The following is a 17,326-nucleotide window of genomic DNA, read 5'->3' on the forward strand; positions in this document are numbered from 1 at the left end:
GCCGAAATAGAGATGAAAATCAAGGCGGCAAAATCGGTCCATGTCACTCCCCCGTTGGCGGCCACGCGGACGGCTCAGCCGTTCTTTGAGCAAGCCGGCCGGAGCGATTTTTTCCGGCCCGCCAAGCCCGCCACCCACACGCATCCTCCGCACAAAGTGCTGCGCCCGGCCGCTGATCGGCCCGATGTAGTCGTGCAGGGGCGGGCCAGTACAGCCCCGCTCCCGGGGAGCGGGACGCCCTTGCCCGAGGCCTTTCGGCGGGAGGCCGAGCGGCACCTGTCGGCGGACTTCAGCGCGATTCGATTGCACCGGGATAAGGAATCCACCGAGCTAAATAAGCAGCTGCAAGCGCAGGCGGTGGTTTTTCAGGAGCACATCTTTCTGGGCCAGGGCGAATTTCAACCGACTGCGGGCCCCGGGAAAAGCTTGCTGGCCCAAGGACTTTTACACGCCTGGCAGGAAGGCGCGGTAAGGTTAAAACCCCAGGAGCTATCCGCCCCAACGCCCCTGGTTACGCCCACCGAACCCGCTGATCGTTCACCTGCCCAACCCCAGCCGGCTACCCCTGCAACGCCGACGCTGGGGGGCAAATCAAGTGAGACCAAGCCGCAGGTGCCGGGCGCTGCTGGGCCCGAAACTATCCCGCAGCCAGGCCCCAAAACCGACGAAGCGCAGGAGGCGGAAGCACCAGTTCAGATGGCGCCCAAAACGCCGCAGGAAGACCCGGAGTTCGGGAAGGTAATTACCCAAACCCAGCAAGTAAAAAAGGCCCAGCAAGGACACAAGGCGCCCGAGGTGAAAAACACGGCGGTGGCTGCGTCGGCGCACCTGCCGGTGGCGGAGCAGAAGGCTTACAACGACCGCAAAAAGCACCTGGACGTCATCAATCAAACGGCCGCTACGAATAAGGACGCCAACAAAAAATTCACGGCCGCGCAGTTTAAAAAGCTATTGCAGGCCCAGCTGAGCGAGCTGGAAAAAAAGCTACCCCACAGTAAGAGCGACGCGCAGCGGTTCAAGCACGAAAAGCCGCTGGAAGGCATCAAAAACAACGTCAAAAAACAAGTTCAGGAAGAAAACAAAAACGTCGCGGCGCCCATCACCGCCGAAACGCACAAGCCCACGCCGCCCGACAGCCAGCAGCCAACCCACCAGCCCAAACCCCTGGTGGAAGAAAAAGCCGGCGCCAAGCCCCCACCCATCGACCCGGCTGCGGCCGCGCCCAAGCCCCGAACGGACGCTGAAATCTCGCTGGCGAAGGACAGCCAGTCGCTGGATGCGTTGATGGCCAAAAACAACAACACCGAAGAGCAGTTTGCCGCTTCCAATGAGCCCAAGTTTCAGCAGGCCCTCGCCACCAAAAAAGGTGCGCAAGCCCAGGCCGCGGCGGCGCCCCAAACGTATCGGGCCGATGAGCAACAGGTAATCGGCGGCGCCCAGCAACAGGCCCTCAAAGATGCCAAGGCCGATTTTGGGATGATGTACGCCTTGCGCAGGCAAGGATTCAAGACCGTTTTTACCAAGCAAAGTGAGCACGACAAAGCCGACAAGGACGAGCAAAAGCGCATTAAAGGCGAGCTGGAAACGATTTATAACGGCACCAAAAACGAGGTGGAAGCCATCTTTACCGCCCTGGGCAAGTACGTGGAAGACACGTTTGAAAAGGACTCCCGGGATGCCAAAGATGCCTTTGAGAAGCGGGTGGAAGAGCAGCTGGATGCCATTCACGGCTGGGGGGTGAAGGCCTTTTTCTTCGGTGAGGATACCGAAGCGATTGAGAAGGTATTTGAGGCCGAGAAGCGCAAGTTTATCGATGCCATGGACCTCACGATCGGGGCCATTGCCCAGCGCATTGCCGACGATCTGAACAAGGCCGTGGAGGCTATTCAGCGGGGTAAAACGAAAGCCGAGAGCTTTTACAACGGCCTGAGCACCAAGCAGCAGACGTTGGTCGGCGACGCCGTGGAAACCTACCGCGTGCAGTTCGCCAACCTGGAGTCGGGCGTGGCTGAAAAGCAGACCGAGCTGGCCCGCAGCCTGGCCGAGTCGTACAAGAAAGACGTGGACTCGCTGCGCCAAGTCTTCGATAAAATCTACGAGGACGTGCGCAAAACCTGGATTCAGCGGGCGGCGGAGTTCATCGAGGAAGTAGCCCTGACGATCTATCGGTTGGGCGAATTGCTGGTGACCGTGCTGGTGCGCGTCGCGCACGTGGTTGGCGACATCCTCGCGCATCCTATCCGGTTTCTGGAGAATTTGGCGGCCGGTATCAAGCAAGGCTTTGCCACCTTTGTCGAGAACTTCGACACGTTCCTAATCGAGGGCTTCTTTGCCTGGCTGGGGGGCAAAGTTAGCGGGGCCGGCACCAAATTGCCCCCCAAGCTAGATACGGCCGGCCTGTTTCGCTTAGCCCTGCAAGTCATCGGGCTGACCTATGATAACTTCCGCGACATTGCCCGCCAGCGCCTCGGCGACCCCGTGTTTGCCGCCCTCGAAAAAGGGGTGGAAGGCGCCCAGGAAGTCAACAAGCTGATCCAGCTGGCCCGCGCCGACATAGGGGCGCTCTGGACGCATATCAAAGAGGTGCTGGCCAATACGGTGGAGGAGATCTTCGAGAAGATCAAGAAAACGGTGCTCTACGAGACGATCAAGAAGGTGCTGGCCTACATCGTCACGCTCTTCAACCCGGCGGGAGCTTTTATCAAAGCCGCGCAGGCCATTTATGCCGGCATCACCTTTCTGATGGATAACATCGAGCGCATTGTGGCTTTGGTCAATGCGTTTCTGGACGGCGTGGAGATGGCGGTGCAGGGCAACATCGGCGGCATTGCGTCGAAGGTGATTTTTGGGTTGAAAAACGCCATTGTGGCCGGCATCGACTTCCTCGCCAAGCTTCTGGGGCTGGGCAACTTAGCCGACAAAGTGCGCACCATCATCAAGCAGCTCAAAACCCCCGTTGATCGGGCCCTAGGCTTTGTCGTGGATAAGGTGCTGCAGCCGGCGGCCAAACTGCTGCACAAAGCGGGCAAAGCAATAGTCGGGGCGGGGGTGCCAAAGGATCCGGCGCAGCGACTGGAAGCCGGCCTGAGCGCGGCGGTAGCCGTCGTGAACGCCATTTCGGGCCGCCAGATTGGCGCAGCAGTGATTCGGCCCCTTTTGACGGCTATTCGAATTCGGTATCAGTTTCAATCCCTGGACGTGGAAGCCAGAGGCGGCCGCTGGTTTGTGGTGGGGCAGTTGAACCCGAAAGGCAGCAAGCCATCCGAAAAAGAACCGGCCGATGCTCCCGCCACTCCAGGCGCGGCTCCGGTAGCGGCGCCATTGCTAGTGGCTCCCGGTAGCTGGATTGAGAATCTGCAGGCCAATGGCTTTGAGCGCGTTAGCAGCTCAGGAAGTGTTCTAAAAAGAAGTAAAGAAGCCGGGGTCACTACCCTTTCCTTCACCACTACCACCCTGAATGGCGGCTCCAACACGCATTCGTACGCCGGGGAGGGCACCAGCTGGAGACGCCATAATTTCCGGCACTCATCCAACCTAGTTACCCTGGTGGGAAGTGGCGTCAACTTCGTGTTGATGCCCCAATTTCATCATCGGGAGTACATCCGGGAGACGCTTTACTCGGATACCGCTTCCAGTCGCGCGGGCATAAAAGCTCGTTTGCTGCCCGGCCGACTGGTGCCGGGTAGCAAGGACAAATTCTTGAGCCAGGCTTCGGCGGCGCTAGAAGCCAGCCACGGCTACACCCAGACGTTAAACGGCGAGGCGGTTATTCCCGTAGCGCACGCCTCCCCCGACCATGATCCGGCCATTGCGGAACACTGGAGCTTTGGCGGCAAAAACAACACTCCAGGAAACAACATCACCCAGCCGGCCCGCGAAAACTGGAACCGAAATTTGACTACGTTTAAGCTCATGTCATTGAAGGCTAACCTGAGCCTAGGCAGCCGGGACACGAGGTATACCAACCAGGTGGGGGCTGATTTTAGAGGCCCCGGCGAGTAGTTTAACCGATCGAGTAGTTTAACCGATGCGGCGGTATGATGAATAACCTTGCTTTGGCGCTGGAGTATTTGCGGGCGTATACCGTCTGGCGCCTGACCTCGGCACCGGGTGAGTCGTCTACCGAGCCCCCCACCCTACCGTTGTTTGATGCCGACGAAGCCACGGTTTTCACCTCGCTGGTAGCCCAGACCCAGCTTAGCGAAGTCGAACTCATATATCTAATGGTAGCGCTGGCCCCGCATCTACAGCCAGGATTTTTTGATGCACTAATCCGTGACTGTCTCCCCGATGGCGGGGAGTTTCCGGAGTTTGGGGGCGTGCGGGGCGCCAACCACCGCGGCCTGCTGCCGACGGGCGAAACGGCACTGTATATTCTGGCGGGAAATGACCTGCAAAAGCGCCTGGCGCTGTACGACTTATTGAGCCCCAAGCATTTCTTTGCCCAAGAACGCATCATTGCCTTGGAAGGTCCGAAGCCGGGCGAACCGCACCTGAGTGGCCGCCTTATCCCGCATGCGGAGGTTATGGAGCTGCTCATAACGGGTACGGTCAGCCTTCCCCCGTTTAGTATGGAGTTTCCGGCCGAGCACATCCAAACGGCGATGGAGTGGGATGATTTGGTGCTCCACCCAAATACGCTGCAGCAGATTCAGGAAATTCAGCACTGGATGACGCACAGCGAAACGCTCCTGCATAAGTGGGGTATGCGCAAGAAAGTCAAACCCGGGTTTCGCGCCCTTTTCTACGGCCCACCGGGCACCGGCAAGACGTTAACGGCCAGCCTGCTGGGAAAAAGCACGAATAAAGACGTTTTCCGCATCGATTTATCCCGAGTAGTTTCCAAATACATTGGTGAGACGGAGAAGAATCTGGCCACCCTTTTTGATAAGGCCGAAAACAAGGACTGGATCTTATTCTTCGATGAAGCCGATGCCCTCTTCGGCAAGCGCACCGACATTCGGGATGCCCATGATAAGTACGCCAATCAGGAGGTGGCCTACTTGCTGCAACGCATTGAGAGCTATAATGGCCTGGTCATATTGGCCACCAACCAACGCGCCAACATCGACGATGCGTTTGTGCGCCGGTTCCAGGCCATTATTCACTTTCCCATGCCGCGCGCCGAGGAAAGGCTCCGCATCTGGCGCAGCACCTTCCCACCCCAGCTTCAAATCGCCGATGATGTTGACTGGCTGCAGGTGGCGGCGCGCTACGAACTCACAGGTGCCGGCATTTTAAACGTGGCCCACTACTGCGCCATTGAGGCCCTAGCAGATCAAAGCTATCTTCTTACCCTCCCGCGCTTGGAGAAGGGCATTCTGCGGGAGTATGCGAAAGAGGGAAAAGTAGTTTAGGTTCTGAGTTCGTCCGCTACCTTCCGGTGGTCAGCGCGCGCAGTCCTGCGGCCCCTGCCCGCGCCATGCACAGGCACTCCCCGCGGGAGAGGAAAGCGAGACCTGCTGGGACGTTCAGGCAACACCGGGTAAACGGACTGACAAGGTTGCCGCAAAAGCAAACCCAGGGTCCAAGCCTACTGGATCCGCTAGATAAGGCCCCGGAGCAAGGCCTGCCATCTTTGCCACCCCATACTTTCAGTGTTGGCACTGATGTGCCGCAGCCGTTCCAGCCGTAGCTTGGAAGCCTACCGGAGTAATACCCCTAGATAAAGCAGGCCCCTTTCTGAGCCTGCTCCCGGACCCGGCGCAGGGTTGTTTCCCTGAGGTAAATAGCCAAACCAAACGCCGAGGCGACGCCTGCGGCGTTTGGTTATGTAAGACACTGGCCCTATAAACCGAGCAGCCACTTGATGATTAAATAGTTACCAGCCAATCACCTGAATGGAGAGAATCATTGCACCAGGCCACTAGCGAACGCCAGCTATGGAATCAACGGAACGGATATATGCTCAGGTAGTGCTGCAAGCCCCGTCCGGTCAATCGGCAGCCAGCACGACGGCCACTGCCGAGCAAGTAGACCATGTGCGGCCTATTAAGGCCGCGACAGAGCAGGCCGTAGATTTTATGAAAAAAGCTGGCTTTCGCGTTGAACAGGCTGGCATAACGCTCTCCGTATCGGGCACAAAGCAACAATTCGAATCCGTTTTTGGCATCCACCTTAGCGCCTATGAGCAGGCTGGCCAAACGTATTACCGCCCCGACCACCCGGCCCTTATTCCGGCCACGGCACCCTCCTGCCTGCAGACAATAGTATTTGCTGAACCCCGCCAATACTTTAACTAAGCATTTAGCATTATGGCAAAAGTAACGAAAAGCAAAGTTTTGTTTGCCCATGCTTCCGTGCATTCCATTGGTGGTAAATCGTTATTCAGCGCGCACCCGGCCGAAATTCGGCCCCACACCGTGCAGGCCTTTCGATCCGAGAAAGAGCTGACGGCTCAGGCCGTGCAGCAACTGCAGGCCAGTGGGTTCGAAGTGCTACAAGTCAGCAGTACCTCTATCGCTATTGCGGCGCCCCTGGAGGTATACGAAAAAGCCTTCAAAACCAAGATTACGCGCCGCGAGGAACCCGTCGTGAAGGAAGAAGGCCAGGAGACCACGGCGGAGATGTTTGACTCGCCTAGCACGGATGTGCCCGGCCTGATCGACCCGGGCGGCAGTCCTTTTGCGGACGTGCTCGAAGGAGTATCGCTGAACCGGCCGGTTTACTACTTCGCCAACAAGTTTGCGCCGCCCGTAGGCTACTGGCACCTCCGGATTCCGGGCGACGTATCGCTCGGGCTCAATGCCGACCGCGCCCACCGCGCCGGATTTACGGGCCGGGGCATCCATGCGGTAATGGTCGATTCGGGTTGGTACCAGCATCCCTACTTCGTGGCCCGGGGCTACCGGATCAACCCGGTGGTGCTCGGGCCGGGCGCATCCGCCCCGGACCGCGATGAAAACGGCCACGGCACGGGCGAGTCAGCCAACCTGTTGGCGGTCGCGCCGGACGTGGCTTTTACGATGGTCAAGATGAGCTTCGTGGATTCGGCCGGCGCCTTCAACGCGGCCGTCGCCCTGAATCCGCACATCATTTCCTGCAGTTGGGGGTCGGATATCCAAAACGGTCCGCTCCGCTCCGACGACAACGTTTTGGCCGCCGCGGTCGCCGACGCGGTGCGGCGGGGAATCACCGTCGTGTGCTCGGGCGGGAACGGCCACTTTGGGTTTCCCGGCCAGCATCCCGACGTTATTGCCGCGGGGGGCGTTTTCCTGCAGCCCGATGGCTCGCTCCGAGCCAGTGACTACGCCAGCGGATTTGCCAGCCTGATTTTTCCGGGTCGCAACGTGCCGGATGTATCCGGCTTGGTGGGCATGCAACCCCATGCCGCGTACATCATGCTGCCGGTAGAGCCCAGGAATCAGATTGATACGGGCGGCGCGGGCGGCGTCCATCCCGCCAGGGACCAGACGTTATCCTACGATGGTTGGGCCGCGTTTAGCGGCACTTCGGCCGCGGCCCCCCAGCTAGCGGGCATCTGTGCGCTGATGAAGCAGGCCAACGGCCCGCTCACGCCGGCCGACGCCCGCGCCATTCTCCAGCGGACGGCCATCGACGTGACCCTGGGCGCCAGCCATCCGCGCACCGGCGGAGTAACGGGAGTTGGCCCCGACCTAGCCACCGGGGCCGGACTAGCCGATGCCCACAAAGCGACCATGCTCGCCCGCCTGCGGGCCGTGGTGTTGCCCCCCGGCACCGGGGTAGCGTCCCTTACGACCCCGGCTGAGCCCCTACCATCACCTCTGTTAACCCCTGGCAAGCTGAAGCTGACGATGGACGAGTACCAAGCTTTTGAAGACATGCTGCTGGGAATCAGCCCTTAACTACCTCCCTCCAGCAGTATACCTATTCCCCACTTCAAACACTATATACCATGGAAAACCAAGGACAAAGTAGGTTCGAGTACGACGAATGGATCGAGCAGGTACGCCCCGACCTACGCAGTACGGACCAACTAACGCTGTTGCAAGGCTTTATCGGTCGGTCGTCGGAGAGCGGCCACCTTCGGGTATACTCCGACGAAAGTTTAAACAACTTCGTGGAAGTGCCGGAAGACGCGATTGTACATGCCGTGAAGTTAAGCGAGGCCGACTCGCCCCTGGGGGGCAGCAAGCTCTGGCTCCGCTCCGATGTGGTGGTCACCTATGGCGACCCCAAAGCGGCGAATCGCCCGAGAACCACCTTCCTGGAAGGTGACCTGATGCAGCAGTACGCTACCCAATACGGGGGGGGCTACGATGCCATGGGGGGGGGCTACGATGCCATGGGCGGGGCAGGCGCTTTCGGGGGACAGTTCGACCCCGCGGGTGGCGGCCAGGGCGGCGGACAGTTCATGGCGACGGTACCGGCCATTCAGTGCGTACAACCCGTCCGGACGGTGATTGGCCCCAACTGTCCGGGGCCGGTGTTGCAGACCTCGGTCCGGACGATATGCAGACCTCTCACCTGCCTGAGAACTGCCTGTGGGCCAGTCACCTGCCTGAGAACGGCCTGTGGGCCGCAAACCTGCTTAAGAACTTTGTGCGGGCCGCAAACCTGCCACCCGATTATATGCGGCGGCATACCCTGCCAGTTCACCTCACGCCCCCCCATTACAATTACCATTACGGGCCCCACCGGTACCATCACTGGGCCAACCGGGACAATTGGGGGGGGCACTATCGCTCAGCCCGGCGGCGGCTTTATGGGTGGGCAAGGCGATCCTAACATGGGCGGCTACTACGGGACTTTCAATCCCTATATGATGTACTAATCTTTAACTAAAAAAGGGCGAGTATTGGTACCGATCACCAATGCTCGCCCTTTTTCTTGCTCTTCCCGTGCATGCTGCTAACTGGATTTAACATCGCCCATTATTTACTGGACAAAGGTTATCTCACTCCTCATGCCATTCTGGACGGCACGTTTACGGCGCACCAGACATCCAGCCGCAACGCTAACTACCTGATTAATCGGGATAGTGAATCCGATGATGGGGCAGATCGGGCGTTGTTTGTCAAGCAGGTGCAGAATTGGGATCAGGAGAAAACGCAAACGCTCCGCACCGAAGCCACCTGCTATTGGTTGGCCAACAACGAAGCGGCGTATGCACAGCTTAACACCTTTTTGCCCCGCTTTATTGAGTTTGATCACCCCAATCACATTCTCATCACCGAGGCGGTACCCGGAAGCATTAATCTCCACGACTTCTACTTACAAGAGCGGCAGTTTCCACTTCCGCTGGCCACCCACCAGGCCGAGCTACTCAGCTCGTTTCACCAACGCACCATTACCGCCGATCAGGATTTGCCCAGCTTCCGGCTGTTTCGGCGGCAGCAACCGGTAGTGTTCATATGGAGTGCCTCCAACTTCGCCAGCTACAACCCGCAGCAAAGCGAAGCGGAACGGCAGATGATTCACCTGATCACGCACAACCACGACTACATGCAGCGGCTGCAGGCCGTGCGCGACCAGTGGCAGATCAGCAGTCTGACGCACGGCGATATAAAGCCAGCCAACTTCTTGATTCATCGGGACGCTCTGCAAACGAATCGCTACGATTTGCGGCTGATCGATTGGGAAACTGCTGATATTGGTGACCCCTGCTGGGATGTGGCCGCTGTATTCCAAAGCTATCTTTTCTACTGGGTAGTGCACGAGCCCCTCTCCCCCCCAGCGGCCCAGCCCCCTGCTGCTAGCAATACCTACGGCTTCTCCTTAGAAGCTATGCAGCCTTCCATTCGGCAGTTCTGGGCAGTATACGCGCAGCGCATGCGATGGTCGGCTGAAGAAACGCGCCAGAACTTGCAAAAAACCGTGGGCTACTGTGCGCTGAAACTGATTCATACCTGCTACGAAAGCATTCAACAAGCCCCAGCCATGCCGCCCCACAGTGCCCGCCTGCTGCAGCTTAGCCTGAATATGCTCCGCTCACCCGATGAGGCCATTCGGCAGGTCCTGGGACTGTAACCTTTCTTCCGGCTATGGCGACCTCCTACCAGCACCAACTTGACACTATTCTGGGTAGTGTACTGATTGATTCGGCCCAACGACAAATCAAGATCGCGCGGGTGCCAACGCCGGTTGACTTTGCACCGGATAACCTACGCCCCACCCTGGCAGGGGTGTTGTACCAGCATTTCTACCACGCCGACGATGCGCCAGCTGCTTTACCCGCGGCGGCACCCGATCTATCGTTTGAGGAGCGATTACGTCGTCATAATCACTCTGCCGAGCGCTTCGACCTGCCGTGGACAGTGGAAGAGGTCGACCAGGCGGGGGTGGCGTACGCTACCAAAGGCAATCAGAAGCGCATGCTGTATCCGGGCGAATACGTGTTCGACACCCCGAAGCGGGGCCCCGTGCAACCGGGGGACGTTCTCCGGCTCCTCGCCCGCGCCGAGCACCGGGACGCTAAGAGCGGTTTTTATTTCGTCTTTGGCCAGACCCCCGGCGACGATTCGATAGCGCTTCAAACCCGGATTTACTTCCATCTGACCGCCGACGGGGCCGCTCCGCTGACCGCTTGGATAACGCAGACGCTCAATGCGTATCGGGTACCGTTCCAGTTCAAATGCCTCAATCGCCCTGACCTGTACGGCCGCAACGATTCGGCGGTGCTCTACCTCCAAAAGCCTTTAGTAAGCTTCGTGCTTAAGCTACTGGCCGATGATGTGAGCCATTTTGCCCCCCACTTGCGTTCCTCCGTGCCGCTATTTACCCGCTGCTTGATGCCCGGTCTGGCTTTCGCGGAAAGCCCGTCCAACCCCAACGAAAGCTTTGGCACCAGTCGGTGTGGGCTGCTGGCCCAAGGCATTGCCAATGCGGTAGAGGCCCAGCTTCCCTCCAGCCACTATGCCGAGCGCGTGCAGGCGGTCTTGGAGCAGGTTGGACTTTCGTTGGAGCACCCCTATCTTAATCCTCGCTCCCGCTATCCTTACCATTTTCCCGCGGCTTTCGCGTAGCCTCCCCAGCCCCGCAATTCTTCGTTCCCTTCCTCTGCCCCCGGGTGCTCTACCGCTTTATGGAAAATGCCTTATCTACGCCCCCTGCCATTGCCGCTGCTCCGGCCGCTAGCGGATCCTTCCTGGAAACGGCGGCCGATATCGGCCGGAGCCTGTGCCGCGACGCCATCTGGCACGGGGACCGGTGCAACTTTTTGACCTCCACCAACGACCCCGCCTTTACCTACCCTAAACCTTACTTCAAAGCGCTGGAAGCGGATTTCTACGGCGGCGCGGCGGGGGTGGGCTTTTTTTTAGCCGCCCTCGGCCAGGCGACCAACGATGCCCTCGTTCGCCAAACCGCCCTTGGCACCTTGCGCAATGCCCTGCTTACCGCTGCACGAATTGCCCCCCAGGCGGCGCTGGGCTTCTTTATCGGCCGCACGGGCGTGGCCTATGCCGCCATTCGGGTGGGCCAGTGGCTCCACGATGAGAAGACACTACGGGAAGGGTGCCAGCTGCTGGAGCACGTGACGACCTTAGACCTGCACCTTTCCGGCCTGGACGTGGTGGATGGGGCCGCCGGGGCTATTCCGGCGCTCATCCAACTGGAAAGGGAGTACCCCTCCCCTCCCCTTCGCTCTTTTATCGTCCGGCTGGCTGATCTGTTGGTCACTAAAGTCGAGCGGTCAGCGCGGGGCTGGTCCTGGAACACCATTGCCGGCGGGGATCATCCCAACCTAACTGGCTTTGCCCATGGGGTAGCTGGCATCGTAAATGCGCTGCTGGAAGCGTACGCCTTCACGCAGAACCCCGTTTACCAAGAAGCCGCTTTCCAAGGGCTGCGCTACGAGAATAGTTTTTTCGACCAGCAACAGCAAAACTGGCCCGATTTCCGGCTAACCGATGCCCCAGATCCGGCCCATGGGGGCGGGTATGGGGCCGGGCCCACATGCTCGTGTGCTTGGTGCCACGGGGCACCCGGCATTGCGCTATCCCGCCTGCGTGGCTATGAACTAACGCTCCATCCCGACCTGAAGGCCGAGGCCATAACGGCCGTAAAGACCACCGCTGCGCATTCGATCTGGGACCAGCAGCAGAATTTTTCGCTCTGTCATGGGCTGACGGGTAATGCCGAGGTGCTGCTGGTGGCCGCCGACGTATTAGCCCTTTCTGAGTACCAGCAGCAGGCAGCGGCTATCGGCCGGGAAGGCCAGGAACGCTACCGAACGACGGAGTTATGGGCCACCGGCTTGTATAACGCGTATCAGCTGCCCGACTTTATGCTAGGCTTGGCTGGCATTGGGTATTTCTACCTGCGCCTGACGAACCCCCAGTTGTACCCATCTGTTGTGCTACTGAGATGATGTGCTTCCCATAGCTCAACTTCTCCGTACGCGACCGCCAGGTTGTTTGGTGCCTCCCTCTTTAGGCGCCGAAATTCCCTCTGCCTATCGACCAGGTAAAGCGGAGTGGAAGCCGCCGTCCGGCGGCTTCCACTCCGCTTTACCTGCTTTAATGCTATAATTGCAATAATTTTAAGAATTATGATAATTATAAAGATTGTGGCAATTGTATTAATTATGACAATTCCCGGGGTGTGCCTGCTGCCGTAGGGGTATAGTAATTCGCGCATCCCCTTCACCGGCTATTGAGACCGACGCTGCCCCCCTCGCGGGTGCTCAGCGCGGGCCCACGCAGCAGGAATAGTACCGACCGGATGCTTACTCGCTAGCCCTCCTAGTCCCGCGGGCTGATCGGTGCCTTTTTCCGGGAAAAGCCGATGGGGATACCGCCGGTGCTTACCTCTCCGTCACTGCCTCCTCCGCGGCTTACCCGTTTGTCCCCCCCCCCGCTCCTCCCGGACATTTCGGGTGATGCGCTTGCCTAACTGTTCGAACCGGTTTAGGCGAATCCCCTCGCGTGCAGGAGAGACCGGTAGTTAGCGCACCCTGTAGGCAAGATCCACTATAGTAGTAATTACTACTATGGTAACTATTACGATAATTGTATTAATTGTTGAAATTGTTCCCACCTAGCCTTGCTTTAACCGATTCGGGGCAGTCGGTAACAAGAAACGAAAAGGGGAAACCTATCCGCTGCGCTAGCAATTATAAATATTTATAAAATAGTTATAATTGTTACTATTTATAAAATAGTAACAATTGTTTCCATAGAGTGAATGACATTAATTGTCTATGTGGTGCCCATTGTCTACATTGCCCCCATGCAGACAATTGTATTCTCCAACCACAAAGGCGGCACGGGCAAGACTACCTCCTGCCTGAACGTGGCCTACGCGCTGACCCAAGCGGGTAAAACGGTCCTGCTGGTGGACTGCGACAGCCAGTGCAATCTCTCCCAGAGCTTTCCCTACCGGGCGCCCGAGGGCCAAACAATCGGAGCCATCCTGCTGGGGCAAGCCAGCTTATCCGATGTGGTGCAGGAAGTAGGGGAGAGGCTCTACCTGGTGCCCAGTTCCCCGGATTTGTCCGAAGTCGAGGAGCGCATCAGCAAGAAACCCGGCGCGGAGTACGCCCTGCGCGAGGTGCTGGAGGAAGTCGAGGAGATTGACTTCTGCCTGATCGATACGCCCGGGGGCCTGGGCAAGCTCACCTACGCGGCCCTGACGGCCGCCGACGCGGTCTTCATTCCCGCCCAGCCCGAGTACTACGGCATTGAGGGCCTGGTGGGGCTGCTTGAGGTCTGCCAGCAGGTGCAGAAGCGCCTGAACAAAACCCTGAAAGTGGGGGGGCTCTTTTTCACCCAGTACAACCGCAGTGATCGCCGCCGCGCCCAGCGTGACATGGTCAACCTGCTCGAGGCCCATCCCGTGTTTGGCCCCCTGGTCATGCAGACCACCATCCGGCCCAACGTGAGTCTGGTGGAAGCCCAGATTGAAAAAGAGAATATTTACACCTGGGCGCCCCAATCGGCCGGGGCCCAGGACTACCAGGCCCTCACCCGCGAAATTCTTTCCCGACTATGAGCGACAGCAGCAAAAGCAAGCCCCGTTTCGGCAACAAGGTCCTCGCCTCCATCACCGAACGCATTGAGCCGACCCCGGACGCGGCGCCTACGCCACCCGCCGAGGAGGAGACCGTCTGGGTTTCCTTTACCACGGCCGTCACCCGCGAGACCTACCTAAAGCTCAAACAGGCCGAATACTGGGAGCCGGCCTTCCTGTTCAAGGAAGTAACGGAAGCGGCCCTGACCAAGGAACTTCAAAACTACCCCAACGCCGAGAAGCCCTTACCCCCGGCAGCGCTGGAGAAGCTGCTGCGCAGCAGCAAAAAGCTGCGCTAAGACGGCGGGTCGCCAACCGCCGGACAACTCTGTGGTAGGGTAGGGACTGGTTCGGCTGGCCCTTCCCGGCGCCGAAGGCAGCCCCGCGTACCTCCGGGGGGCCAAGGGGCTGCAGCGGAGTTGGACGGCTGACGGCCCGGATCTTGTCGCCCCCCCCTGGCCCCGGCCCAGGAAGCCTCCGCCGGGGCCAGGGGGGGGGCGGTAGGGGAGGGGAGGAGCAGTTTATCTAACCGCTCCCTTGGGCCGACTGATCTAACCCGCCCCCTAGTCCGCGGGAAAACAAGTGGTCGGCCGGATGGTCTTCGTTCAGGCTCCGGCGTAAAGCAGGGAGTTTCTCCACTACTCGCTTCGCTCACCCGCCATAAACCTTGGAATCATTGGGGCCGGCCACATCGGCAGTGCCCTCGCTTTGCGGCTTACCCGCCGCGGCCACGCCGTGCGGATTGCCAACTCCCGGGGCCCCGAAACCCTGAGGTACGTGGCTCAGAAAACCGGGGCCACCCCCGCCACGGCGGGCTGATCGTCGTGACCATCCCCCTGCGCAACATTCCCGATTTGCCGAAGGACCTGTTTGCGGGCGTACCGGCCGACGTGCCCGTGATTGACACGAGCAACTACTACCCCTACCCGCTGCTGCGCGATGGCCAGATACCCAAGCTGGCAAGCGGCGCGCTCACCGAGAGCGAATGGGTGTAGCGGCATCTGGGCCGGCCGGGGGTGAAAGTGTTCAACAACCTCATCGCCGCCCACCTCGAAGTACCAGGTGATGGCCCTGGTAGAGGAGTTGGGCTTCGACGCCGTGGACGCGGGCCGCCAGGCCGAGTCGTGGCGGCAGCAGTTCCTGGCGGAGCTGGGCAGCGAGCGTACGCCGGAGCAGCACGCCCAATTCGCGACCAACCATGCCGAGCAGGCAAAGCAAATGGCGGCGCCAGGCATCCAGCTCAAGTAGCCGGGGTGGGGACCGAAGGTGGCAGCCAGACCGCTAGTCTTCGGCGCTTAAACAACCGCGCTGCCGCGGCTCGGTTAGATTACGGACTGGTTGGGGTGTGCGCGCGGGAAGCGCCCCTGGTTTTCCGCGTCAAGCTTCGACAACGGAAAAGCGTGCTGCTTTCTACCGGTTGGTTTCCCAGGTTTAGCTGGGTGCGGGCTCCTGAACCCGCTCAGCCGCCGGGAAAACGAATACGCCCACGGGTCGCCGGCCCAGAGCGGCCGTGGCGACAGCCCCGCCGCCGGTGCTCATCGCGGCGGATCTGTTCTTACCTTTACCCCTAGAGTGGTGCCATTTTTCACGTAGATGCGGGCTTAGCCGGTGGGGGGATGCCGCCCCGGGTCCGGAGTGCCATTTTTCACGCAATTGCCCGGGGAGATAATACCCTCCGCGCCAAGTGGTTCGCCCGCTTCACTCCTGGACCGTCCCCGGGCGTCAGAACCCCGCTAAGAGCTTTTTTTGCCCGGCTAGCCCCGGCTCATTAGCTTCTTTCTGCCCCCACTTTTCTCAAAAAAAAAGCGGAACCTCTTCCGTCTTCTTAAGCTATTCTTTACTATTCTATATTCAGAGCGACGTAACCATTTGCTAATCAGCAAGTAATGACCGTTATCTGCGTGAAAAACGGCACTCTGTAGCGTGAAAAATGGCACCCATGTGCGTGAAAAACGGCACCATGTGCGTGAAAAACGGCACTCTGTAGCGTGAAGAATGGCACCTCTACGTGAAAAATGGCACCATGTGCGTGAAAAACGGCACTCTGACCCTGGACCGGCCCAAATGCGTGAAAAATGGCACCGGTCGAGCTAAACAAGAGTATCTACGTGAAAAATGGCACCCGCTGCCGGCTGTTGCGTGAGGGTACTTTGTGTTCACGCTTTTTCTCCTATCTTCGGCTCCTGCCCCGTGCCGTTCTACCTATGCTACCCCCCCCGTCGCCCGCTGCTCTCTACCCGCGCGCCTACCAGGCCAACGCCTTGGTGCGGGCCCCGCTGAAGCTGACCCACGTGGAGGCGCGCATCTTCGCCTTGGCTTTGGGCTGCATTCACCAGGACCAGACCGAACTGCCCGGCATCTCCATTCCCCTGAGCCGGGTGATGACCCAAAAGAAGGGGGGGAGCGTGTACGAGACCATTCGTGACGCCTGTAAAAGCCTCATGTCCAAGGTGGTCAGCATTGAGTCCCAGACCGGCAACAAGAAGCGCTTTACGGCCTACTCCATCATCAGCTACATTGACCTGAACGAGGGCACAGGCTACCTGACGGGCAACTTCGCCCCCGAGATCAAGCCTTTCCTGCTCCAGCTAGCCGAGCAGTACACCCACGTGGAGATCGAGACCCTGCTCACGCTCAAGTCCGCCCACGCCCACCGCCTGTACTGGCTGCTCAAATCTTGGGATGACGTGGGCCTGTGGGAAGTGGACTTCGAGACCCTGCGTAAGCAGGTGCTGGGCGACGACAACGACGTGACCTACACTCTGTTCTACGACTTTAAGCGCTACGTGCTTGAGCCCGCGCTGCGGGAGCTGCACTCCCTGGGCTGGGTGGTGGTCTACCAGCCCCTGAAGGAAGGCAAAAAGGTCAAGGGCGTACGCTTTACCATTCCCAAGCCCCTGGCTCAGCTCGGGGAGGAAGGCTGGCCCGGGCCGGCCGCGCGGCCGGGCAGCAAAGCCCGGCCCGGGGAAAAGCAGATGAGTCTGGCCCTGGCGGCCGAGCTGCCCACCCTGCAGCAGCGCATTGTCACCCGCCTGCAGAAGCTGAAAATGACGGCGGCCCAGATTCAGCACGTGCTCGACTTTATGGGCGACGACGAGGCCCGCATTGCCAAGCTCATGAAAGTCAGCCACCCGCTGCTGCGCGACTTTGAGGCTGGCAACAAGGTGTTTGATAACCTGGGCGGGGTGGCCACTAACCTGCTCAAGACGGAGTTCCCGGGCCTGTATCCTACTCTCAAGTAAGGCAACTAGCGGGGGAGCGTGCCAGTCTAGCCGCCTCGGCTCTTACTGGGGGCGGTGCATGCCTACAAAGCGAAGTTAGCCCCCACCCAAGGGAGAATAAGAAGCGGAAGAAGGTAAACTAGACTTTCCGAGAGACAACGGTTTAGTATATA

The 17,326-nt window shown here is 59.3% G+C and carries 13 protein-coding genes and 1 pseudogene; all 14 read left to right on the forward strand.

Features of this window, described 5'->3' with window-relative positions; all coding sequences use genetic code 11:
• Positions 1 to 12 precede the first annotated feature (12 nt).
• Entirely contained in the window at positions 13 to 4,002 is a 3,990-nt protein-coding gene (locus H8B13_RS18300; protein ID WP_187312278.1) for a DUF4157 domain-containing protein, read from the forward strand.
• Positions 4,003 to 4,037: 35 nt separating this feature from the next.
• Positions 4,038 to 5,357 carry an ATP-binding protein gene (locus H8B13_RS18305; protein ID WP_222841473.1) on the forward strand — a complete coding sequence of 440 codons (1,320 nt, stop codon included), beginning with the start codon at positions 4,038 to 4,040 and terminating at the stop codon, positions 5,355 to 5,357.
• 525 nt (positions 5,358 to 5,882) lie between these two features.
• Positions 5,883 to 6,242 carry a protease pro-enzyme activation domain-containing protein gene (locus tag H8B13_RS18310; RefSeq protein ID WP_187312279.1) on the forward strand — a complete coding sequence of 120 codons (360 nt, stop codon included), beginning with the start codon at positions 5,883 to 5,885 and terminating at the stop codon, positions 6,240 to 6,242.
• 12 nt (positions 6,243 to 6,254) lie between these two features.
• On the forward strand, positions 6,255 to 7,826 hold the full coding sequence (locus H8B13_RS18315; protein ID WP_187312280.1) for a S8 family serine peptidase: 1,572 nt from the start codon (positions 6,255 to 6,257) through the stop codon (positions 7,824 to 7,826).
• Between the two features lie 50 nt (positions 7,827 to 7,876).
• Positions 7,877 to 8,755 carry a hypothetical protein gene (locus tag H8B13_RS18320; protein WP_187312281.1) on the forward strand — a complete coding sequence of 293 codons (879 nt, stop codon included), beginning with the start codon at positions 7,877 to 7,879 and terminating at the stop codon, positions 8,753 to 8,755.
• Between the two features lie 71 nt (positions 8,756 to 8,826).
• A complete protein-coding gene (locus tag H8B13_RS18325; RefSeq protein WP_187312282.1) occupies positions 8,827 to 9,951 on the forward strand; it encodes a phosphotransferase family protein in 1,125 nt (374 codons plus the stop codon).
• A gap of 14 nt (positions 9,952 to 9,965) precedes the next feature.
• Positions 9,966 to 10,946 carry a T3SS effector HopA1 family protein gene (locus H8B13_RS18330; protein WP_187312283.1) on the forward strand — a complete coding sequence of 327 codons (981 nt, stop codon included), beginning with the start codon at positions 9,966 to 9,968 and terminating at the stop codon, positions 10,944 to 10,946.
• 59 nt (positions 10,947 to 11,005) lie between these two features.
• Positions 11,006 to 12,292 (forward strand): lanthionine synthetase LanC family protein, encoded by a 1,287-nt coding sequence (locus H8B13_RS18335; RefSeq protein ID WP_187312284.1) that lies wholly within the window; start codon positions 11,006 to 11,008, stop codon positions 12,290 to 12,292.
• Positions 12,293 to 13,107: 815 nt separating this feature from the next.
• Positions 13,108 to 13,914 carry a ParA family protein gene (locus H8B13_RS18340; protein WP_187312285.1) on the forward strand — a complete coding sequence of 269 codons (807 nt, stop codon included), beginning with the start codon at positions 13,108 to 13,110 and terminating at the stop codon, positions 13,912 to 13,914.
• Positions 13,911 to 14,231: a hypothetical protein gene (locus H8B13_RS18345; RefSeq protein WP_187312286.1), complete on the forward strand. Its 321-nt coding sequence runs from the start codon at positions 13,911 to 13,913 to the stop codon at positions 14,229 to 14,231. The genes H8B13_RS18340 and H8B13_RS18345 overlap by 4 nt, the downstream gene beginning before the upstream one ends.
• Before the next feature lie 355 nt (positions 14,232 to 14,586).
• Positions 14,587 to 14,751, forward strand: a pseudogene (locus tag H8B13_RS21350) (NAD(P)-binding domain-containing protein); the annotation flags it as partial.
• A gap of 5 nt (positions 14,752 to 14,756) precedes the next feature.
• Positions 14,757 to 14,927, forward strand: coding sequence for a hypothetical protein (locus H8B13_RS21355; protein WP_261990445.1), 171 nt, complete (start codon positions 14,757 to 14,759; stop codon positions 14,925 to 14,927).
• Between the two features lie 70 nt (positions 14,928 to 14,997).
• Positions 14,998 to 15,180 carry a hypothetical protein gene (locus H8B13_RS21360; RefSeq protein ID WP_261990446.1) on the forward strand — a complete coding sequence of 61 codons (183 nt, stop codon included), beginning with the start codon at positions 14,998 to 15,000 and terminating at the stop codon, positions 15,178 to 15,180.
• Between the two features lie 956 nt (positions 15,181 to 16,136).
• Positions 16,137 to 17,174: a replication initiation protein gene (locus H8B13_RS18355; RefSeq protein WP_187312287.1), complete on the forward strand. Its 1,038-nt coding sequence runs from the start codon at positions 16,137 to 16,139 to the stop codon at positions 17,172 to 17,174.
• Positions 17,175 to 17,326: the final 152 nt, after the last annotated feature.

It is taken from the genome of Hymenobacter sp. BT188, assembly GCF_014333585.1.
Classification (GTDB): domain Bacteria; phylum Bacteroidota; class Bacteroidia; order Cytophagales; family Hymenobacteraceae; genus Hymenobacter.

Bases quoted from the DNA above. Each gene is read 5' to 3' on its own strand.
- H8B13_RS18300 (WP_187312278.1), top strand. From the start codon at position 13: ATGAAAATCAAGGCGGCAAAATCGGTCCATGTCACTCCCCCGTTGGCG.
- H8B13_RS18305 (WP_222841473.1), top strand. From the start codon at position 4,038: ATGATGAATAACCTTGCTTTGGCGCTGGAGTATTTGCGGGCGTATACC.
- H8B13_RS18310 (WP_187312279.1), top strand. From the start codon at position 5,883: ATGGAATCAACGGAACGGATATATGCTCAGGTAGTGCTGCAAGCCCCG.
- H8B13_RS18315 (WP_187312280.1), top strand. From the start codon at position 6,255: ATGGCAAAAGTAACGAAAAGCAAAGTTTTGTTTGCCCATGCTTCCGTG.
- H8B13_RS18320 (WP_187312281.1), top strand. From the start codon at position 7,877: ATGGAAAACCAAGGACAAAGTAGGTTCGAGTACGACGAATGGATCGAG.
- H8B13_RS18325 (WP_187312282.1), top strand. From the start codon at position 8,827: ATGCTGCTAACTGGATTTAACATCGCCCATTATTTACTGGACAAAGGT.
- H8B13_RS18330 (WP_187312283.1), top strand. From the start codon at position 9,966: ATGGCGACCTCCTACCAGCACCAACTTGACACTATTCTGGGTAGTGTA.
- H8B13_RS18335 (WP_187312284.1), top strand. From the start codon at position 11,006: ATGGAAAATGCCTTATCTACGCCCCCTGCCATTGCCGCTGCTCCGGCC.
- H8B13_RS18340 (WP_187312285.1), top strand. From the start codon at position 13,108: ATGACATTAATTGTCTATGTGGTGCCCATTGTCTACATTGCCCCCATG.
- H8B13_RS18345 (WP_187312286.1), top strand. From the start codon at position 13,911: ATGAGCGACAGCAGCAAAAGCAAGCCCCGTTTCGGCAACAAGGTCCTC.
- H8B13_RS21360 (WP_261990446.1), top strand. From the start codon at position 14,998: ATGGCCCTGGTAGAGGAGTTGGGCTTCGACGCCGTGGACGCGGGCCGC.
- H8B13_RS18355 (WP_187312287.1), top strand. From the start codon at position 16,137: ATGCTACCCCCCCCGTCGCCCGCTGCTCTCTACCCGCGCGCCTACCAG.